Raw genomic sequence first — 20,534 nt, 5'->3', positions numbered from 1 at the left:
TTGGTGCAACGCCTGTGGATAACTGCCGGGCCGACCCATGGACACTGCTAGCGTTCAGTCGATCATTCTCGGTCGACCTTGGGGAGAGTTACCAACGATGTTGCGCCCGATGGTGGCAACTACAGCCGTCACCGCCGCCCTGATCCTCGTGGCCGGTTGCGGCGGCAGCGACAAGAAATCCGACTCGGGCTCCGGCAACGGCGGTCAGTCCACCACCTCCGCCACACCGTCGGCTCCGACGGTCCCGTCCTTCGATCCGCCCAAGGCGCTCAGCGTCGCGGCAGCGTTCCCGTCAGCCGACTACCAGGGACGGTCGGCCCTCGACGAGGCCCAGATGGGCATCGCCGGCCAGGTCGCGCTGGTCGGCGGCTTTGCCGGACTCAACGGGCACGATGTCGCCAACCCGAACAACCAGTGGATGATCCCGTCGAAGTCGGCCGACACCACCACGGTCAGCGGCGCCAGCAAGCCGATGGCCGCCAAGGTCGACGGCAAGGATGTCGCGGTGGTCGCCTACGCCGAGGAAGACAAGGGCAACGGCACCCAGAAGCCGAGCGGACTGATCCTCGTCCAGTGGATCGACGTCATGACCGGCAAGAAGATCGCCGAGGTCTCCACGCCGGTGAGCACGCTGGACGGCACCGGCAGCGACGCGATCGGTAGCCCTAAGCTGACGAACACGGCGTACGACCCGGAGACGGGCCAGGTCGCGGTCGGTGTCAGCACGATCGGAAACTCGAGCGTGCTGAGCAAAACCCTGGCGGTGTTCGCGGACCCCAAGACGCAGAAGTCGACGATCATGCCGGCGATCACCCCGGCCGCTGTGCACGACGGCGTGATCGCCGGCGCCAAGGGCTCGAACGACGCGAAAGCCACCGACGGCACGATCCTGCTCGCCGATGGTGCGAGCGGGAAGGTCACCAAGCAGCTCCCGCTGAAGCAGCCCGTCCCGACGCCCCTCGCCGGCGGTGCCAAGCACGCGTACTTCTACGGCAGCAGGTACACCGACTACGACGCCGGGATCGCCGTCAGCGCGATCTACGCGCTCGACCTGTCGACCGGCGCCGTGGTGCAGACGGCTCCTGCCCTCCCGCAGAAGGACGTCGTCGGCTACGACTGCATCGCGGACCAGGCGACCTCGATCGTCTGCACCAGCAACGGGAACTCCGGTCCGGAGGAGATCCTCGGGCTCGACGACACCACTGGCAAGAAGACCTGGGGATACACGAGTCTGTCCGGCGGCCGCGTCGTACCCCAGCGGGTGACGGCGGCGTACCACGGCGTCGTGTATGCGCAGACCGAGGCGCAGCCGGTGCTGCTCGACGCGAAGACCGGCCAGGACCTGCCGAGCGCGGCGCCGTCGTCGGGCGGCCCGAGCTCGAGCGACACGCCCTCGTCCGGTGTCACGCCCTCGTCCGGTGACAGCGCGTCGACCGGTGACACCCCGTCCGAGAGCGACTCCCCGTCGGACAACGGTGACCTGGGCCTGACGCTCTACAACGGCAAGCAGGAGTCGCCCGTTGCGGTCTCGCCGTTCGGAGGCGTCTACCGGCAGTTGCCGACCGGCAACGACTCGTCGGATCTCGAGTCGGTCTGCATCTTCGTCAAGGCGACCGCCTGATCACTGACAGAAGTAAAGGCCCCGGGACTCTCTCTCGTCCCGGGGCCTTTCTTTCTGTGGTCAGACGTCGCTGCGGTGGAAGTTGAGGTAGGACCGGGACGGCGTCGGGCCGCGCTGGCCCTGGTAGCGGGAGCCGTACTTCTCCGAGCCGTACGGGTGTTCCGCGGGGGATGAGAGGCGGAAGAAGCAGAGCTGGCCGATCTTCATCCCCGGCCAGAGCTTGATCGGCAGCGTGGCGACGTTCGATAGCTCCAGCGTCACGTGCCCGGAGAAGCCCGGGTCGATGAAGCCGGCCGTCGAGTGCGTCAGCAGCCCCAGCCGGCCGAGCGACGACTTGCCCTCGAGGCGGGCGGCGACGTCGTCGGGGAGCGTGATCAGCTCGTACGTCGATCCCAGGACGAACTCACCGGGATGCAGGATGAACGGCTCCTCGCCGTCCGGTTCGACCAGCCGGGTCAGATCCGGCTGTTCCTCGGCGGGGTCGATGTGCGGATACCTGTGGTTCTCGAAAACCCGGAAGAACCGGTCCAGCCGTACGTCGACACTCGACGGCTGCACCATCGCAGCGTCGAACGGGTCCAGCTGGACCCGCTTCGCGTCGAGCTCGGCCAAGATGTCACGGTCGGAGAGCAGCACGGTCGCACGTTAGCAGCGTGCTGCTCATCCGCACAGCGTCAGGCCCTTCCCGAGGGCTGGTGGTGAAGTCGTCCGGAGCCCTCAGCTCTCCGGCAGGATCGCACCACCAACCTGGGCCTGAGGCAACTAACCTCAGTCGGACAGCTTGTTGAACTTCGACACCTGGCTGGCGAAGGTCTTCACCTGCGCGGGCGACCAGTCCTTGAGCAGGTCCTCGATCACCTTGTGCCGCTTCTTCCGGGCCGCAGTCAGCTTGCGCTTGCCGGCCGCGGTCAGTGTCAGCAGGGTCGCCCGCGCGTCCGACTTGTCGGCGGCACGCTTCAGCAGACCCTCTTCCTCGAGTCGCGCGCAGGCCCGGCTGACCGGACCCTTGTCCACCTCGAGTGCTGCCACCAGGTCGGCCATCCGCACCGGCGCCAGGTCCTCGACGTGGTTCAGCAACGCGTACTGCGCCGGCTCCAGGTCCGGGTGCGCCTCGTCCGACAGCGTCCGCTGCAGACCCCGCAGCCGCCGCGCCAACGTGACGAGTTCCTTCTCGAGGTTGTCCACCGCGTCACTTGTGTCTGTTGCCACCGTTCACCCCTTCATCCAGTTGCCCCGCAACCATCTTGTCCGGTCCGGAGGACCGCGTCCTCACGTTGCGTCGAATGTTGCCCCCGGCAACGCGTTCTAATCTGCCAGAAGATGACGAACCTGCCCAGTCCTGAACGCGCCCTTTGTGGAAAACTGCCCAAGAACCCCCGGCGCAAACCGCCCGCACCCCTCTTTTCGATGCATTCGGCACCTTCTGCGGACAAGCCCCTGACCGCGCAACAACCGACGCGCGGACCCGGCGTGGTTGAGAGCGCCGTGATCGGCTATCCTCGTCACTGCTGCCGGGAGATCCGGCGGACGCGCGGGTGTAGTTCAATGGCAGAACATCAGCTTCCCAAGCTGACAGTGCGGGTTCGATTCCCGTCACCCGCTCCACAACGCAGCCCCAGGGGCAGAAGCAGGTTTCCGGCCCCGGGGATGAGTCATGTCAGCGACCTACAACCAGCCGCGGGCCCGTTGCGCTCCTGTCGCGCTCTATCGTTTGGCGGCATGAGCTACCCGCAGCAGCCGCCGCCCCAGTTCCAGCCGCCTCAGTTCCAGCCGCAGCAGCAGTACCAGCCGCAGGGTCCGATGGGGATGCTGCAGTTGACCATCCAGGGCAGCGCGTTGACGTCCAACATGATCCCGCCGACCGTGCAGCTGAACGGTTACCCGGTGCCGGTCAAGTACGGGCGGAACGACATCCCGGTACCTGCCGGACCGCTGCACATCGACATCCACTCGCAGTGGATTCGTGTCTATGGCAAGGCCGCGCTCGACTGCACGGTGCAGCCCAACCAGGCGGTGCCGGTCTTCTACGCGTCGCCGTACCACCAGTTCACGTCCGGGAGCATCGGCCACAGCAAGGTGAAGCGGAAAGGTATCGGCACGCTCATCGGCGTGGTCGGGGGAATCTTCGTCGTGGTGCTGCTGGCGACCGTGCTCGCGGCGCTCGGCTGATTCAAACGGTTGACCCAGCCGGCGACCGTTGCCCGGGCCAACCGTTCGTGTTGTTCAGTTCCGTACTGCGACCACGCTTCTAAGGAAGCTCTAAAGCTGGCTGAAACCACACCTGAGGGCGCGCTGTTTGTGTTGTTCCCACGACGCCGGTTCTCGACCGGCGCGTTCTGTGGACGAAGGGGACTCACGATGATGAAACGCTCACAGCGGATCGTGGCCACGGTCGTGCTCGCTGCGCTGGCTACGACCGGTACGGCGTCGGCGGGGACGTCGGGTTCGGATCCGAAACCCGCTGCGAAATCCGGTGCCACGGCAAAGGACGGGAAGTCCAAGCCGGCCGCGGATGCCGACTTCGCCGCGATCGCGGCGAAGCTCGGGGTGACAACCGACCGGCTCACCGCCGCGCTCGACGCCGCGAAGCGGTCACTGGCCGGCCGGACCAAGGTGACGCCGCAGGCATTCGTCGCCGCGGTCGCGGCCGATCTGGGGCTGCCGGTTTCCCGGGTCAAAGCGGCCGTGGAACCGCTGCTGCTCCAGCCCGGGCGCCCACGTGCCGGCGACAAGGCGGAGCCCAAGGGTAAGGGCGAAGGCGACCCGAAGAAGTCGCCGTTCGCATCAAACGCCGCGGCGGCGCACCTGGCCGCGAAGCTCGGCGTCTCCCAGGCCAAGGCCAAGGCCGCGCTGATCACCTTGGTCTCGGCACCGAACGGCATTACTCCGACCTCCAAGGGTTTCCGTCAGGTCGCCGCCTCTCTCGGAGTCAGCCCCGACCGCCTCATGACCGCGCTGGGAGAGCTGAAGCAGTCATTGGTCAACGGCTGACGGCCGTTGTGTCTGACCTCATCAGACCTTCATGATTGACGGCGAGGATGGACGACCATGCGGATACTTGTCGTGGACGACGACCCGGCGGTACGGCGGTCGTTGGAGAGTGCGTTGCGCCGGGACGGGTACGACGTGGCGTCCGCCATGGACGGGGTGTCCGCCCTCGCCGAGCACGGCGTCTTCCGCCCGGACGCGGTGGTGCTCGACGTCCTCATGCCCGAACCGAACGGCCTCGAGGTCTGCCGGCGGCTGCGTTCGGGCGGGCACGATACGCCGATCCTGATGCTCACGGCCCGGGACCTGGTCACCGACCGGGTCGCCGGGCTCGACGCCGGGGCCGACGACTACCTGGCGAAGCCCTTCGCACTGGAGGAGTTGCGGGCTCGGCTTCGAGCCCTGCTGCGGCGTAGCGGTGCACGAGCCGAGGTGCTGCACTTCGCCGACGTCGATCTGGACCTGAGCGGCCGTCGGGTCGAACGCGCCGGCCGGCGCCTCGAGCTGACCAAGACAGAGTTGTCCCTGCTGGAGCTGTTCTTGCGCAACCCCGAACGGGTGCTCAGCCGGACCCAGATCTTCGAGTCGGTGTGGGGCTACGACTTCGGCCCGGAGTCGAACGCGCTGTGGGTCTACATCAGCTACCTGCGCAGCAAGCTCGAAGCGCACGGCGGGAGCAGACTGATCCAGACGGTGCGCGGCCTCGGGTACGTCCTGCGTGAGGAGCCGTGAACCTGCGCACCCGGCTGGCCATCGCCGGCGGGTCTATCGCCGCGGGCGCGATGCTGCTCGTCTCGGTGGTTCTGTACCCGGCCGTCGAGGCCAACCTCCGTGGCCAGATCGACAGCTCGCTGGTGGCCGCGGCCGGGAAGGCGCCGGACGTGGCGAAAGCCATCAAGGAGAAGTTCAAAGGGACGGCCAACGAATCGGCCTTCCCGAGTGTCCCGCTGGGCATCGGGAGCACCCAGTTGCAGATCGTGCCGGACCCGGTCCGGGCCGGGCCGTCGACGGAGTTCGTCGACCTCACCGCCCGCGACGTCGAGGTCGCGAACGGAACTTCCGCTGCCTACTTCCGTACGGCGGTCTACGACGGCATCGCCTACCGCATCTACACCGCACCCTTCCCAGGGGCACCCGGAACGCTCGTGCGCACAGCGATCCCGCAATCCGATCCGGCACCCACCCTGCACCAACTCGCCTGGCTGCTCGCCGGATCGACGGTAGCCGCCGGACTTCTGGCCGCACTTGCCTCGCGCCTGGCAGCACGCCGCGTACTGCGCCCGGTGCGGCGGCTCACCGAGACCGTCGAACTGATCCGCACGACCGGAGACCTGGCCATCCCGATCCCCACCGACAGCCAGGACGAGATCGGCCGGCTCGGCTCCGCGTTCGCCGGGATGACCGCCGCGCTGGACGAATCCGTCGGTGCCCAGCGGCGCCTGGTCGCGGATGCGTCGCACGAACTGCGCACACCACTCACGAGCCTGACCGTGAATCTCGAGCTGCTGGCGGAGAACCTGGCCGACTCCCAGGCACCGCACCTGGCTGCCGAAGCGCTCGGCCAGGCCGGCGAACTCAGGACATTGATCAACGACCTCGTCGACCTGGCCCGCTACGGTCAACCCGCGTTCCACACCGAAGACGTCCGTCTCGATCTGGTCGCGGAGCGCGTCGCGGCCCGCGCGGCACGCCGGGCAACAGAGGTCGGATTCGACCTGGCGTGCGCGCCCACCCTCGTCCACGGCGATCCCGACGCCCTGGAACGCGCCATTGCGAACCTCGTCGACAACGCCGTGAAGTGGAGCCCGCCTGGCGGCAGGGTCCTGATCAGCCTCGAGGCGGGCGCTCTCGACGTCGCGGACGCCGGCCCGGGGATCCCCGACAGCGACCTCAAGTTCGTCTTCGACCGCTTCTACCGTTCGCCCGCCGCCCGCGCGCATCCCGGCTCCGGACTGGGTCTGGCCATCGTCCGGCAGGTCGCCGAGGCACATGGCGGGACGGCCGAAGCCGTGCCGTCCCGGACCGGTGCCCTACTCCGTCTGAAGCTGCCGGTCTGTCAGCTTCCGTAGACCTCGAGTTCGACGATGCGGGAGTACGTGTGGTCGTTGCCGTCGAGGCAGAGGATGCGGACGGCGTCCGCCTGGACGGGGGTGAACGTCGAGGTGACGTGTCCGACGGTGTTGCCGCGGACCTGGGCTACGGTCTGCCAGGTGTCGCCGGTCTTGACCTGGACGTCCCAGTCGCGCAGCCCGTTGACGCGGGCCGGGTACTTCGCGGAGTCCAGCGTGTAGAGCTCGACCCGGTTGATGGTGGCCGGCGTCGACAGAGCCACGTCGTACGTGTCGGGGAAGGCGGCGCGGGTGCCGTCGTTCCAGCCGGTCAGCGTGTCCCAGTGCTCGGAATCCTTGTCGCCGTCGACGGCGCCGCAGAGGGTGAAGTTGCCGTGGGTGGAGGATGCCGTTGCCTGCTCGCCGAGCGCGAGGTTGTCGCCGGGACCCTTCGGCGGTAGCGGGGTGACGGTCACCGGTACGGTCACGCGCTTGCGGTCGACCTCGACGCCGATCTTGTACGCGCCGGGCTTGGCGTCGCGCGGTACGCGGACCTCGACGGGTGCGGAGACCGGCTGGTCCGGATCGAGTGCGGGCAGCCAGGATGAGAACAGGGTGCGGGACAGCTGCAGCGGACCGGTCGGGTCGAGCGTGAGATCGGCGTACCGGTCCTGCGAGCCGGTGTTCGTCATCGTCAGGTTGAGCAGGCCCGGGAAGCACGGGAGGCCGACGACGCTCAGTTGCTCCGGCGCGACGCTCACCGCCACGTCCGAAGTAGTTGCCTTGGGCACCGAGCTGGAGCCGAGCAGGGCGGCCGCCACGAGCGTGCCGGCCGCGATCACGGTCTGCCGGGGGATGTTCATTCCTGGACCTCCGAGATGCCGGGGCGGCCGTCCTCGACGAGGAGCTTGGCGCGGGTGCTGACAGTGCCGTGCTGGACCGACACCTTGTCGACGACGCGGTAGTCCGAGATCCACTGCTGCGGTGTGACCGTGCAGCTGACGTAGCCGCGCTGGAAGTTGCCGAACCTCAGGTGCGGGTTCTCCCGCAGCAAGGTGGCACCACCCGCATCCAGGTCCTCGCCGTCCATCCCGGACGAGATCGACGTACCGACGAACTCCGCGCCGACCGTCGCCGACGCCGGATCGGTGAAGTCGAGCTTGAGGTCCGAGGCGACGCTGCGGTGCAGGTCGCCGGCGATCGACACGAGATTGCGGACCTTGCGCTGCGCGGCGCCGCCGAGGATCCGGTTCCGCGACGCCTCGTACCCGTCCCAGGTGTCCATCGGGACGAGCACCTCCGGCCCGTCCTTGGTGTCGAGGCGGGCGATCGCGGTCTGGTGCGCCATCACGTTCCAGCGCGCCTGCGACGCCGACCAGCCGTCGAGCAACCACTTCTCTTGCGCGTCCCCGGTGATCGTGCGGGCCGGATCGGCGGTCTCCGGGCCGGGCGCCTTCGTGCCGTCGCCGTACGCCTGGTCCGATCGGTACTGCCGGGTGTCCAGCACGTTGAACTCCGCGAGCCGCCCGTACTTGATCCGCCGGTAGAGCTGCATGTCCGGGCCTGTCGGCAGTTGTGCGAGCCGCAGCGGCATGTGCTCCCAGTACGCGCGGAACGCGTTGGCACGGCGTACCCGGAACTGCGCGGGCGGCGCGCTCGGATGCGCCTCGTCGGCCCAGTTGTCGACGACCTCGTGGTCGTCGAGCGTGACGATCCAGGGCGCGTTCGCGTGCGCGGTCTGAAGATCCGCATCCAGCTTGTACGCCGCATAGCGCTGCCGGTATTCGTCCAGCGTCACGGTCTGCTGGGTGATGTACGGCTCGTTCGAGTGCGGGCGGATGCCGCGGTCGATGCCGAACTCGTAGATGTAGTCTCCGAGGAAGAACACGACGTCGTGGTCGCGCCGCGCCATATCGGCGTACGCCGTGTACCAGCCCTCCCACCACGCCTGGCAGGACGCGAACGCCAGCGAAAGCTTCGACAGTTGGGTGTCGGCGGTCGGCGCGGTCTTCGTCCGGCCGATCGGGCTGAGGTGACCGTTCACGCGGAAGCGGTACCAGTAGTGCCGCCATGGACGCAGCCCGCGGACGTCGACGTGGACCGAGTGACTCGCTTCGGGACCAGCCTTCACCGAACCGTGGCGGACGACACGGCGGAAGTGCTCGTCCTCCGCGACCTGCCACTCCACGTCGACCGGGCGGCGATCCATGCCGCCGAACGGCGCGAGCGGATCCGGCGCGAGCCGGGTCCAGATCACGACCGCGTCCGGGAGCGGATCGCCGGACGCGACGCCGAGCGTGAACGGGTCCCGCCGGTCCGGACGGCCGGTCCAGCCGGCCGCGGCACTCTTGATCTCCGGGAGACTGCCGGTCAGCGCGAGCGCTGCCGCCGCCCCGGTCGCTGTCAGAAAGCTTCGTCGACTACTCCGCATCGGCACAGGCCCCACCCGATCATCGAGAGGTGATCACATCCGTAACGGGAGATTACGAGAAGTTCACACAATCGGGTGGGATCTGACCGGTTCCGGTCGTTACTTCACGACCTTGCTCGCCGGCGGCGCGGTGATGTGCACCGGCTTGTTGTAGTCGGTCATCGTCATCAGCATCGAGATGCCGAGCAGATCGAAGGACATCCGCCGGACCAGGTGCGACTTGTCCATCCACAGGCTGTAGGTCATCGTCTTCGGTGCGGAGGCCGGCGGCTTCTTGTGCTGCAGGGCCAGCGCCTTGGCGGTGTCGACCGTCACGTCGTAGCGGTCCAGCGCCTCGCCGCCGATGGTCTCCGCGCCGACGAACTTCACGCTACCGAGGTTCGAACCGAACGACTTGAAGATCGCGGTCGGGTCACCGCTGTCGATGAGCTGACCGAGGTCACCGGCCGAGGCCTTGATCTTCACGAACTTGCCGGCCGGCGTCGTCCCCGGCATCGACACGTAGGCGACGTTCTTGATCTGGATGATCTTCGCGGTCTTGCCGCCGAAGGCCGCGCCGGACATCTCCATCGACATCGCCGACGGCTGCGCGGTCTGGACGCCGTTCATGGTCATCCCGACAGTGCCGTTGACGGTCATCCTGCCGGTGATCCGCCACGACTTCTGCTTGGTCAGCGCGGAGTTCATCGCCGGGACGAACGTGACCCGGTTCAAGCGGGCGGCCGGGGCCTTCACGATCGGCGGTGCGGTCTTGGTGATGACCGCGGTCGGTGTCTCGGCCGGGATCGACGGGCGGTAGCCGGTGGCCTTCGGGTCGTTGTTGCCGCAGGCGGCCAGGCCGAGAGCGAGTGGTACGGCGGCCAGCGTGGCCACCGCAGCGCGGTACTTCATGGACTTTGTCCTCCCCAGGTGATGCGCAGCCGTCGGATCTTACGGTCTGGACCACCTGGGGAGGAAGAGATTTGCAGCTAGTTGCAGGTCAGCTTTCGCCACGCTTTACCGAGGCGAGTAGCAGTTGCGCGACGTCCTGGACCTCGACGGACTCGCGGGCGGAGCCGTCGGCCTGCTTGGCGGTAAGGCCGTCGGACAGCATCACCCGGCAGAACGGGCAGCCGGTGGCGATCTTGTCGGCGCCTGTCTCGACCGCCTCGGTGGTGCGGTTGAGGTTGATGCGGGTGCCGAGCTTCTCTTCCATCCACATGCGTGCACCGCCCGCGCCGCAGCAGAACGACTTCGTCTGGTTGCGCGGCATCTCGGCGTACTGCGCTCCCGGGATGATGTCGAGCAGCTCGCGGGGTGCGTCGTACACCTGGTTGTGGCGGCCGAGGTAGCACGGGTCGTGGTAGGTGATCGTCTGGCCGTTGAGCGAGCTGTCCGCGGGTGCGACCGGGGTCAGCTTGCCGTCGCGGACGAGGCGGTTGAGCAGCTGGGTGTGGTGGATGACGTCGAGCTCGACACCGAGCTGCGAGTACTCGTTCTTCAACGTGTTGAAGCAGTGCGCGCAGGTGGAGACGACCTTGCGGACTCCTGTCTCCTTGAAGACCTCCGCGTTCTGCATCGCCAGCTGCTGGAAGACGAACTCGTTGCCGGACCGCCGGGCCGGGTCTCCGGTACAGGTCTCACCGTCACCGAGTACGGCGAAGGTCACGCCCGCGATGTTCAGCAGCTCGGCCACCGCCTGCGTGGTCTTCTTCGCGCGATCCTCGAACGCGCCGGCGCAGCCGACCCAGAACAGGTACTCGACCTCGTCCAGCGACTCGACGTCCGTGCCGACCTGCTTGACCTCGAACGGCAGGTCCTTGGCCCAGTCCATCCGGCCGGACGGGTTCATGTTCCACGGGTTGCCCTTGTTCTCCAGGCCCTTGAACAGCCCGTTGAGCTCGGACGGGAACGACGACTCGATCAGCACCTGGTACCGGCGCATGTCCATGATCGCGTCGACGTGCTCGATATCGACGGGGCACTGCTGCACGCACGCGCCACACGACGTACAGGCCCACAGTGCGTCCTCGTCGATGACCGCGACATCCGCGGGACCGACCAACGGCTTGTCCTGCTCGGCGAGCACGAGTTCCGGCAGCGACTTGCGGGTGTCGTCGTCGCTCGCCAGCAGGTACGGCGCTTTGGCGTACGCGTGTTCGCGCAGGCTCATCATGATGAGCTTCGGCGACAACGGCTTGTCGGTGTTCCAGGCCGGGCACTGCGACTGGCAGCGGCCGCACTCGGTGCAGGTGGTGAAGTCGAGCAGGCCCTTCCAGGTGAAGTCCTCGACCTTGCCGACACCCAGCGCCGCGTCCTCGTCGAGCTCGTCGATGTTCTCGAAGTCGATCGGTGCGCCGTTGACCATGATCGGCTGCAGCGCGCCCAGCGCCGTACCGCCGTCCGCCTTGCGCTTGAACCAGATGTTCGGCCAGGCGGTGAACCGGTGCCAGGCCACGCCCATCGTCGCATTCAGCGAGATCGTGATCATCCACGCGAACGAGATCAGGATCTTGATCATCGCGACCAGGTAGATCGCATTCTCGAGTCCGTGCTCGCTCAGCCCGCCGAACAACCCGGAGCCGATGAAGAACGTCATCGGGAAGTGGAACTTGTCACCCCCAGAATCGGACACAGCGCCGAGCTGGTACTCGAGTCCGCGCAGCAGCAGGATGCAGACCAGTACGCCGAGGATCGTGTACTCGACGTAGTAGGCCTGCCAGGCCGTCGACCCGTAGAACCGGCTGTAGCGACCTTGCGCGCCGCGAGGCAGGTTGCGCAGCCGGATCGCGATCAGACCGATGATCGACACCAGACCGGTCCAGGTGAGAGCCTCGCTGACCCACTCGAACACGAACCAGTGCCCGATGACCGGCAACGCCCAGTGCGGGTCGAACAGCTGGCCGAACGCCGTCACAAGGGTCAGGAACAGCCCGATGAACCCGAACGCGACGAACCAGTGCATCACCCCGATGTGACTCCACTGCAGCATCCGGGTGTGGCCGAGGGTCTCCTTGGCCAGGGTGACGGTTCGCTTGCCTGGGTTGTCGGTCCGGCCGGCCGGCTGTCCGAGCTTGATGACGGACACGATGTGCCCGATCGTCTTGCCGAACAGCGCAACGGCGACAAGCGTCACCGCGAGCGAGACGACGATGGCGAGGATCTGCATACCAGCGATGTTATTGGTTGGTTACTCGTCAGTCATGTGCTTGCGGTCATCATCACGCCCGCGTGTTTCGTGTCACGTTGCGCTCAGTCGACCAGTCGGGCGAGGCGCGCGGCGACCGCGGCGCGGCGTGGGTCGTCGGTCGGGAGTACGGCGGCCAGCGACTCGAAGATCTCCAGGTCCTCCGCGCCGGTGGTCGTTTGGGCGAACTGCCACAGGACGTCTGGACTGCGCGTGTCGAGGACGGCGCGGCGGATGGTGGCGTCGAGTTCGTCACGCTCCGCCCGCAGGGCCGGGGCGTCGGAGCGGGCGAGGAGCGGACCGGCGTACAGGCTGAGCGCGGTGTCCAGGTTTCCTTGACGCAGAGCGGTCTGGACCTGGGTCACGTCGCCGGTGACGTCGGCGATGATCCGGTACGGCTTGGTGTCGAGTACGCCGCCGCCGAGCAGGTTGCGTAGCCGGTGCATCTCCGCGCGCACAGTCGTCGGGTTGCCCTCGTCGCCGTACAGCTGAAGCATCAGCTGCTCGGCGGTGAGACCCGACGGGTGCAGTAATAACAGTGCGAGTACTTCGGCCCGCCGCAACGTCAGCGCGATCTCGCGACCGCCGACGACCGCGATCGGCTGGCCGGCGCCGAGCAGCTTCAGCTGGAGCGAGGGGCGCGAGCGGCGTCCCGGCGTACCGGGCATGCGGAGCAGATAGCCCTCGTCGAGCCGCTCGATCAGTCCTTCGCGTCCGTCGCCGAGATCGATGCGGTCGGCGCCCTCGGGTACGACGAGGCGGTCCGGCAACCATTCGAGCGGCTGCACGGCGAGCACGCGGCCGGTCGGGGTCAGCAAAGCGCCCGGTGCATCGCCGAGCGCCATCAGGTGCCGCATGTTGCGCGCGCGGAGCATCTCGTCGGCCGCGGCCATCCGGACCTTCAGCTGGCCTTCGGCGAGCTGGGCCGCCGCGGTCACCAGCGCGACCATTGCGGGATGGACCGTGCGCAACGGTCCGGAGACGTCGACAGCACCGAGCAGCTTGCCGGTGTCTGGGTCGTGGACGGGCGCGGCGGCACAGGTCCACTCGTGGATCCGGCGTACCAGATGCTCGGCCGAATGGATCTGGACGGGCTCGCCGACCGCCAGCGCCGTACCCATGCCGTTCGTGCCGATCTGGTCCTCGGACCACACCGCACCTTCGGAGAGCGCGATGCGATCGGCGTGGCGTTTGACCTCGGCGGAGCCTTCGCGCCACAGGATCATGCCCTGGGCATCGGTGATGATCATGATGTGCGACGCCTCGTCGGCGATCGTCGTCAGCGTCTGCCGCAGCACCGGCAGGACGGCGCGGAGCGGATGGTTCTCGCGCAGCGTCTCGACCATCTCCTGGTCGACGACGACCGGCGGCTGATCGAGCTCCGGGTCGACCGCGGCGGCGAGGGAGCGCTCCCAGGACGCGGCGACGAGCGCCCGCGGCGCATCCGGCGCCCGCCTGCCGCCGAGCACCTCGTCGTACAGCCCGCTCAGCCGCCGGGCCTGCTCCCGTTGGTCCATACCGCCTCACTCCGCGCTGCAACGTCCGTGCAACGTCCCGCCACCTAGGGTCGTTCCCACCGTCGGGTATCCGAGGAGGACCTATGACGATCTTCGCAGCTCCCGGGCAGGATGGCAGCCCGGTCACCTACAAATCGCGCTACGAGCATTACATCGGTGGCGAGTGGGTGCCGCCGGCCAAGGGCCAGTACTTCGAGAACCCGTCTCCGGTCACCGGGGAGAACTTCACCGAGATCGCGCGCGGTACGGCGGACGACGTCGAGCGTGCCCTCGACGCCGCCCATGGTGCCGCGCCCGCCTGGGGCCGCACCTCACCGGCCGAACGGGCGAACATCCTGAACAAGATCGCCGACCGGGTCGAGGCCAACCTCGAACTGCTCGCGGTCGCCGAGTCGTGGGACAACGGTAAGGCCGTGCGCGAGACGCTCGGCGCGGACATGCCGCTGGTGATCGACCACTTCCGGTACTTCGCCGGCGCGCTCCGGGCCCAGGAAGGCTCGGTGTCGGTGATCGACGACGACACCATCGCCTACCACTTCCACGAGCCGCTCGGTGTGGTCGCGCAGATCATCCCGTGGAACTTCCCGATCCTGATGGCGACCTGGAAGCTGGCGCCCGCGCTGGCCGCCGGCAACACCGTCGTACTGAAGCCGGCCGAGCAGACCCCGGCGTCGATCCACGTGTTCTTGGAGCTGATCCACGACCTGCTGCCGCCCGGCGTACTGAACATCGTCAACGGCTTCGGCGTCGAGGCCGGCAAACCGCTTGCCTCAAGCAACAGAGTTGCGAAGGTCGCGTTCACCGGTGAGACCACGACCGGCCGCCTGATCATGCAGTACGCCTCCGAGAACATCATCCCGGTCACGCTGGAGCTCGGCGGCAAGAGCCCGAACGTGTTCTTCGCCGACGTCGCGTCCTCGAAGGACGACTTCTACGACAAGGCGCTCGAGGGCTTCACGATGTTCGCGCTGAACCAGGGTGAGGTCTGCACCTGCCCGTCCCGGGCGCTGATCCAGGCGTCGATCTACGACGACTTCCTGGCCGACGCGACCGCGCGGACCAAGGCGATCAAGCTGGGCAACCCGCTCGACACCGAGACGATGATGGGCGCGCAGGCCAGCAACGACCAGTACGAGAAGATCCTCGCCTACATCGACATCGGTCAGGCCGAGGGCGCGAAGGTGCTCACCGGCGGAGCTCGCGCGGAGCTGGACGGTGACCTGGCCGGCGGGTACTACATCCAGCCGACCATCTTCGAGGGCGACAACAAGATGCGGATCTTCCAGGAGGAGATCTTCGGGCCGGTCGTCTCGGTGACCAGGTTCGACGACTACGCCGACGCGATGAAGATCGCCAACGACACGCTCTACGGCCTGGGTGCGGGCGTCTGGTCGCGTGACATCAACACGGCGTACCGGGCCGGGCGGGAGATCCAGGCCGGCCGGGTCTGGACGAACAACTACCACGCCTACCCGGCGCACGCGGCGTTCGGCGGGTACAAGAACTCCGGCATCGGCCGGGAGAACCACAAGGTGATGCTCGACCACTACCAGCAGACCAAGAACCTGCTGGTCAGCTACAGCCCTTCGAAACTGGGGTTCTTCTGATCGTGGTCGACAAGGTGGTGCTCTCGGACGAGGCGGCGGCCTGGCTCCGTCGTCTCACCGAGATGCACGGTCCGCTGATGTTCCATCAGTCCGGTGGCTGTTGCGACGGCAGCTCGCCGATGTGCTACCCGGACGGGGAATTTCGAACGGGGTCGGCGGACGTGCATCTCGGCGATCTCGTCGTCGACGGTCTGGACGCACCGATCGCGTTCTGGATGTCCGCGAACCAGTACGAGTACTGGAAGCACACCCAGCTCACCGTCGACGTGGTCAAAGGCCGCGGCAGCGGCTTCTCGGTAGAGGCCCCCGAGGGCATCCGCTTCCTGATCCGCTCCCGCCTCTTCACAGACCAGGAGTCCGCAACGCTCGGCCTCCTCTAAAGCGAGTGCCGACCGTCCGGTGGCGTTGCCGGACGGCCGGCACTCTTCAGCTAGTTGACAGATCTTGCTGAAGTCACCGTCACCCGCGCGAGTGGATGACCAAGGGTTTGCCGGGGTAGATGCGGGTGTCGATGGAGTGTTCGGTGCCGTTGACGTGGACGGTGGAGAGGTCCAGGAAGCCTGCGTGGCAGGTGAGGGTGAGGTTGTCTGGGGAGTGGGTGGCGGTGGCCCAGCCGGTGTTGGTGGTGAAGGGGAAGTGCCAGCCGTCGGCTGAGCGGGCTAGAGGGAGTGGCGCGAAGGTGATGGTTTTGCTGAGGGCGTTGTGGTGGTAGCCGGTGAGGGCTTCCAGGACGGACCAGCCGGCGGCGTTGCGGATGTAGTGGTCGCCGCATTCGATCGGGTTGAAGGGGTTGCGGCGGGTGCCGTCGTACCGGGTCCAGAGGCCGTTGAGGATCGACATGCCTTCGTCGGTGAGGCCTTCGTACAGGCAGTGGGCCGCGACTTGGTACTCCGATCCCGTCCACACCTCGTCGCAGTACCGGGTGGGTACGTCGGGGCGCCCGCCGTGAGGCCACGTGCACATGAGGAGTCCGGTGTCGTCGGCGTCGGCGAAGACACGGTACGGGTGGTCGAAGTCGTGGAACCCGGTCCGTAGGTTGTGGCGTACGACGTTCGGCAGCGCGGTCCGCACGTGGTCAGCCGGAAGGATGTAACCGAGCTCGAGTTGGTGCGCCCACCACTGCCCGATCAGCTGGTCCGCGAGGCAGCCATCGCCCCACTGGAAGTCCCTGGTCTCATCCGGCTCGAGGATCTGCCGGTAGTACTCGCCGGTGAACAGCAGCTCGTCGTACGCCTTGCTGCCCGCCTCGAAGAGCTTCCGGTACGCCGTCCCGTCCTCACCGAGCAGCAACGCCATCTCCTCAGCAGCACGCAACGCCGCCAACCAGAGCGTGCCCATGAACGAGTTGACGCCACACAGGTCGATGTCGTGCGTGCTGGGCTGGATGCCACGCAGTACGCCGTCCCGCAGCCACTTGTCGTGGATGTGATCGAGCAGCCGGACTACCTGAGGCCAGCGCCGACCCAGCCAGTCCAGACCGGCGCCCTGACGCACCTCCCGGTACGTCTTCAGCACGCTGCCGAGCATCCCGTCCAGAGCCGGCTCCTCCGGGCCGCCGATCACCACGTCCCACAGCTGCTTCATGTAGAGCGGCGCACGGACGCGATGCGGGATGTACCCCTCCGGTGCCTGCATTACGTCGTACTCCGTGTCCCGCATGTTCCGCTCCAGCGACGGGAAGAGGCGGGAGAGCGTCTGCTCGTAGTTCCACACGTGCGTGCAGTTGAGCGGACACGAGCCGCCGTACCGGCCGCCCCACATCGCCGTCGACGCACCGAGCACACCCTCGAACCCCAGCACGTCGCCGTCGGCGGTTTGGAACACCGTTGGGCTTCGTACGTCGGCTACGAGCGCAGCGAGCCGTGATCCGGCCTCGCCGGGCAGACTGCTCGACTCGAACGCCTCGGCCCACGCGGCAGTCAGCGCGTCCTGCTCGGACCATCGAGCGATGAAGGACTCGGCCGCCGCGACGGCGTCCGGCGTACGACCTGTGTATGCGTTGCCGAGCCAGAAGCGGCTGTGACCGTACTCCGGGTGCGGGCCGAACTGGTTGAAGTCGACATATCGGTTTGGGAAGTGCCACGCGATCAGGAACCGGACCTGCTTGGTCTCACCGGGCTGCAGGTTGAACGGGACGGCCAGTCCGCCGTTCCACGTCGTGCCGGGTGCACTCGCGCCGCTGACAGGCGTGGTCGGCCCGTTGAGGAAGGCAACGAATTCCTCGGGGCGGGTCCATTGCGGATGGGCGAGCGAATCAGCCGTGTCAGTTGAGAGCACCAGCTGCCCAGACCCGGGATGGTCGATGGGCAGGGTGGTGTTCTCGAGGACCAGGTGGGTCCAGCCGCTGGTACGGCGGATGCGGTTGGTGTTGCCGCCGTACTGGCTGCAAGCGACGCCGTCGATGGGCGTCACGCCGTCCCAACCGACCGAGTTCTGCAACGCACCGGCCAGCTTTCCGTGCAGCGCGATCTCACCCGGGTTGTGCAACGTGAAGGTGAACGCCACCACGGGCTGTGAGCTGACGGCCGGGTCACTCGGCACGACAGGGTTGAAGACATCCAGGCTCAGCTGGAGAGGCAGCTCGGTCTCGTAGTCCACACGTGCCTGGGGGTACGTCGCAGTCACCGTGGTCGCGCCGATCGGCGGGATGACGTCCTGCAACCGCTTCTCACCAGCCGGCACCACGTCGTCGGTCACCAGCGGAGTATCAGTCGGCTCCAGCGGCGGCCCTTGCAGCAGACGTATCTCGTCCAGCGGCGGCTCGACCTGCGAGAGACGAAGGGCGAAGAAGCTATCCGGCACATGCCCCTCGTGATTGCCGATGTTGTGCAATTGCCACTGGCGCAGCGCGCCGTTGCCGGCCAGCGCGACCGTGCCGGTGCCGAGCCCACCGAGCGGCAGGGCGAAGTGTCGAAGGTTGTCACCGGTGTACTGCATGTTTCTCCGTCCATGTACCAGCAGAGGCGAACAACGCCACCGGACCGGGGGCGAGCAGAAGCAGCGAGGCAGTTACAGAGGTGCCGAGGAGAAGAGCGACGAAGGCGAGCGCGAGTACGCCGAGCGGCACTAGTGGTGCACGTGCAACTAGTTGCAATGCAGCCAACCAGAGCTTCTTGCCGCGCAAACCGGCGGTGACCCGCAGGCTGAAGGCGTAGCAGGAGGCGAGCAGCAGCAGGACGCCCGCACAACAGCCGACTGCAAGCGGCACTGCGAACAGAGGGCCGGAATACACGTACCAGTTGAGCAGCGCGAGTGCGGTGACGACCGCAGGAACACTGGCGACCTCGAGCCCGGCAAGACAGTGGCGCTTGAGGTTCTGCAGTAGCAGCAGGACGCCGCCACGATCGTCGCGGACGATGGAGTCGGTCGTGGCAATCACGGCCGCCCACGTCGGTCCGACCAGAACCGCACCCAGCAGAAGGCTGAGGGGTGACAGGCCAGGACTGACGAGGACGACGAGACCAGAGCCCGTGCAGACCAGGACGCCCGCGGCGGCCAGGAACGGGAGTTCGTGCCACAAGGCTTTGAACGCACTGGGTAGATAGGTCATGCGCGGAGGCCCGTCGATGCGATGGAGGCGATGAAGGAGCGCTGGAAGATCAGGAACAGTACGAGGATCGGCAACACCACCAGTGTGATCGCGGCGAACAGGACCACGGCCGGACCGCCGCCCATCGCGCCCTGCAGCGACACCAGCCCGACGGGCAGCGTCATCTTCTCCGGTGAGGACAGGAAGATGTACGGCCAGAAGAAGTTGTTCCACGAGGCCTCGAAGACGAAGATGCCCAGCGCGGTCAGGCCCGGCCGAGCCAGCGGCAGGATCACCCGGAACAGGATCCAGAAGTGACCGGCGCCGTCCATGATCGCGGCCTCGTCCAGCTCCCGCGGGATCGAGGAGATGTACTGCCGCAGGAAGAAGATCCCGAACACGTTCACCAACGCCGGCAACCAGATCGCCACGGTCGTGTCCACCAGATGCAGCCAGCGCATCATGATGAAGATCGGCACCACGGTCAGCTGAACAGGTACGACGAGGGCCGCGAGCAGCACCGAGAAGATCTGATCGCGCCCCGGGAACCGCAGCCGGTTGAACGCGTACGCCGCCAGCGCGCTGGTGAGCAAGGCCCCCGCCGTCGTCAGCACCGCGATCTGCAGACTGTTCCAGGCCATCTGCGCGAACGGGATCAGATCCGGCACCTGCTGGAAGTTCTGCAGCGTCGGCGGACGCGGGATCCACTGCGGCGGCAGTTGAAACGCGTTGATCGGCTCCGACAACGCGTTCACGACCAACCAGACCAACGGCGCGATCATCAGCAGCCCGCCGAGCACCAGGATGAGGTCGAGCAGTTTGCCCTTCACTGGTGCACCCACCGTCGGCTCAGCCGGAACTGCAGACCGGTGACGATCATGATCACCACGAACAGCACGAGCGACAGTGCGGCGGCGTACCCGACCTCGAAGGATTGGAAGCCCTTCTCGTAGGTGTACTGCACGATGCTTCGGGTCGCGCCGTCCGGACCGCCCTGCGTCATGATCACCATCGGGTCGAAGATCTGGAACGCGCCGATGAACGTGATCACGGTCGCGAAGAAGATCGTCGGCGACATCACCGGTAACGTCACGCTCCAGAACCGCCACCACGCGTTCGCGCCGTCCACCCGGGCTGCCTCGTGCAACTGCGCGGGCACCGTTTGCAGCCCGGCGAGCAGGATGATGAACGTGTACCCGATCGTGTGCCACCAGTCGACCACGATCAGCGTTGGCAGCGCCCACGTTGGCGACGCCAACCAGTTCGTCGTGGTCGAGAGGTAGTAGTTCGCCAGCCCGAAAGCCGGATCCAGAACGTACTTCCAGATCAAGGCGACCGCGGCCCACGACACCAGGAACGGAAAGAAGTAGGCCGTCCGCACGAAGTACTTCGTCCCGCGCATCATCGTCCGATGCACGCCGAGCGCAAGCAGCATGCCCAGCCCGATGTGCGTCACCACCGACGCCAGCGCGAACACGAACGTGTTGATCACGGCCCGGATCGTCGCGCCGTCGCTGACCAGTTGCTTGAAGTTGTCCAGCCCGGCGAACTCCGGCGTACTCAGCAGATCCCAGTGGAACAGGCTCAGCCCGAACGCCGCGACCAGCGGCAGGGCGACGAAGACGAC

At 67.1% G+C, this 20,534-nt stretch carries 18 protein-coding genes and 1 tRNA gene; 8 read left to right on the top strand and 11 right to left on the bottom strand.

Annotated features, from left to right (window positions below; translation table 11 throughout):
* Positions 1-109: 109 nt before the first annotated feature.
* Complete coding sequence (locus tag AB0J62_RS26455) at positions 110-1,621, top strand: hypothetical protein (RefSeq protein WP_363876501.1); 1,512 nt, start codon at positions 110-112, stop codon at positions 1,619-1,621.
* A 60-nt stretch (positions 1,622-1,681) separates the two neighbouring features.
* Here the strand turns inward: AB0J62_RS26455 and dcd are convergent, their stop codons facing one another.
* Both dcd and AB0J62_RS26445 read right to left on the bottom strand, forming a co-directional pair.
* A complete protein-coding gene (gene dcd, locus AB0J62_RS26450; RefSeq protein WP_363876498.1) occupies positions 1,682-2,257 on the bottom strand; it encodes a dCTP deaminase in 576 nt (191 codons plus the stop codon).
* 132 nt (positions 2,258-2,389) lie between these two features.
* On the bottom strand, positions 2,390-2,830 hold the full coding sequence (locus AB0J62_RS26445; protein ID WP_134110609.1) for a MarR family transcriptional regulator: 441 nt from the start codon (positions 2,828-2,830) through the stop codon (positions 2,390-2,392).
* Between the two features lie 322 nt (positions 2,831-3,152).
* Between AB0J62_RS26445 and AB0J62_RS26440 the strand changes: the two genes are divergently transcribed.
* The 5 genes from AB0J62_RS26440 to AB0J62_RS26420 all read left to right on the top strand — a co-directional run bounded on the left by AB0J62_RS26440 (position 3,153) and on the right by AB0J62_RS26420 (position 6,678).
* Positions 3,153-3,226, top strand: a tRNA-Gly gene (locus tag AB0J62_RS26440).
* Between the two features lie 114 nt (positions 3,227-3,340).
* On the top strand, positions 3,341-3,790 hold the full coding sequence (locus AB0J62_RS26435; protein ID WP_363876494.1) for a hypothetical protein: 450 nt from the start codon (positions 3,341-3,343) through the stop codon (positions 3,788-3,790).
* A 189-nt stretch (positions 3,791-3,979) separates the two neighbouring features.
* Complete coding sequence (locus AB0J62_RS26430) at positions 3,980-4,612, top strand: hypothetical protein (RefSeq protein WP_363876491.1); 633 nt, start codon at positions 3,980-3,982, stop codon at positions 4,610-4,612.
* A 57-nt stretch (positions 4,613-4,669) separates the two neighbouring features.
* Entirely contained in the window at positions 4,670-5,341 is a 672-nt protein-coding gene (locus tag AB0J62_RS26425) for a response regulator transcription factor (RefSeq protein WP_363876488.1), read from the top strand.
* Positions 5,338-6,678, top strand: a complete 1,341-nt coding sequence (locus AB0J62_RS26420; RefSeq protein ID WP_363876485.1) for a HAMP domain-containing sensor histidine kinase — start codon at positions 5,338-5,340, stop codon at positions 6,676-6,678. Before AB0J62_RS26425 ends, AB0J62_RS26420 begins: the two co-directional genes overlap by 4 nt.
* On the opposite strand, the gene AB0J62_RS26415 is transcribed toward AB0J62_RS26420, so the two are convergent.
* From AB0J62_RS26415 to AB0J62_RS26395, 5 genes are all read right to left on the bottom strand, one after another.
* Positions 6,666-7,520 (bottom strand): hypothetical protein, encoded by an 855-nt coding sequence (locus AB0J62_RS26415; RefSeq protein WP_363876482.1) that lies wholly within the window; start codon positions 7,518-7,520, stop codon positions 6,666-6,668. The genes AB0J62_RS26420 and AB0J62_RS26415 overlap by 13 nt on opposite strands.
* Positions 7,517-9,088: an alkaline phosphatase D family protein gene (locus AB0J62_RS26410; RefSeq protein ID WP_363876479.1), complete on the bottom strand. Its 1,572-nt coding sequence runs from the start codon at positions 9,086-9,088 to the stop codon at positions 7,517-7,519. The genes AB0J62_RS26415 and AB0J62_RS26410 overlap by 4 nt, the downstream gene beginning before the upstream one ends.
* Before the next feature lie 99 nt (positions 9,089-9,187).
* Positions 9,188-9,979: a hypothetical protein gene (locus AB0J62_RS26405; RefSeq protein ID WP_363876476.1), complete on the bottom strand. Its 792-nt coding sequence runs from the start codon at positions 9,977-9,979 to the stop codon at positions 9,188-9,190.
* A gap of 88 nt (positions 9,980-10,067) precedes the next feature.
* Positions 10,068-12,236 (bottom strand): (Fe-S)-binding protein, encoded by a 2,169-nt coding sequence (locus tag AB0J62_RS26400; protein ID WP_363876473.1) that lies wholly within the window; start codon positions 12,234-12,236, stop codon positions 10,068-10,070.
* 83 nt (positions 12,237-12,319) lie between these two features.
* Positions 12,320-13,771 (bottom strand): GAF domain-containing protein, encoded by a 1,452-nt coding sequence (locus AB0J62_RS26395; RefSeq protein ID WP_363876470.1) that lies wholly within the window; start codon positions 13,769-13,771, stop codon positions 12,320-12,322.
* An 83-nt stretch (positions 13,772-13,854) separates the two neighbouring features.
* Between AB0J62_RS26395 and adh the strand changes: the two genes are divergently transcribed.
* Both adh and AB0J62_RS26385 read left to right on the top strand, forming a co-directional pair.
* Positions 13,855-15,378, top strand: a complete 1,524-nt coding sequence (gene adh / locus AB0J62_RS26390; protein ID WP_363876467.1) for an aldehyde dehydrogenase — start codon at positions 13,855-13,857, stop codon at positions 15,376-15,378.
* Positions 15,379-15,380: 2 nt separating this feature from the next.
* Positions 15,381-15,758 (top strand): DUF779 domain-containing protein, encoded by a 378-nt coding sequence (locus AB0J62_RS26385; protein ID WP_363876464.1) that lies wholly within the window; start codon positions 15,381-15,383, stop codon positions 15,756-15,758.
* Between the two features lie 79 nt (positions 15,759-15,837).
* Here the strand turns inward: AB0J62_RS26385 and AB0J62_RS26380 are convergent, their stop codons facing one another.
* The 4 genes from AB0J62_RS26380 to AB0J62_RS26365 are packed head-to-tail and all read right to left on the bottom strand — an operon-like array spanning position 15,838 to position 20,399.
* Entirely contained in the window at positions 15,838-18,315 is a 2,478-nt protein-coding gene (locus AB0J62_RS26380; protein ID WP_363876461.1) for a GH116 family glycosyl-hydrolase, read from the bottom strand.
* Positions 18,299-18,928, bottom strand: coding sequence for a hypothetical protein (locus AB0J62_RS26375; RefSeq protein WP_363876458.1), 630 nt, complete (start codon positions 18,926-18,928; stop codon positions 18,299-18,301). Before AB0J62_RS26375 ends, AB0J62_RS26380 begins: the two co-directional genes overlap by 17 nt.
* Positions 18,925-19,749, bottom strand: a complete 825-nt coding sequence (locus AB0J62_RS26370) for a carbohydrate ABC transporter permease (RefSeq protein WP_363876455.1) — start codon at positions 19,747-19,749, stop codon at positions 18,925-18,927. Before AB0J62_RS26370 ends, AB0J62_RS26375 begins: the two co-directional genes overlap by 4 nt.
* A complete protein-coding gene (locus AB0J62_RS26365; protein WP_363876452.1) occupies positions 19,734-20,399 on the bottom strand; it encodes a sugar ABC transporter permease in 666 nt (221 codons plus the stop codon). The genes AB0J62_RS26370 and AB0J62_RS26365 overlap by 16 nt, the downstream gene beginning before the upstream one ends.
* Between the last annotated feature and the right edge of the window lie 135 nt (positions 20,400-20,534).

This window comes from Kribbella sp. NPDC049584 (genome assembly GCF_040675555.1).
Taxonomy (GTDB): domain Bacteria; phylum Actinomycetota; class Actinomycetes; order Propionibacteriales; family Kribbellaceae; genus Kribbella.
Note: the sequence above shows the minus strand (reverse complement) of the source record. Positions and strands in the feature narration are given on the sequence as shown.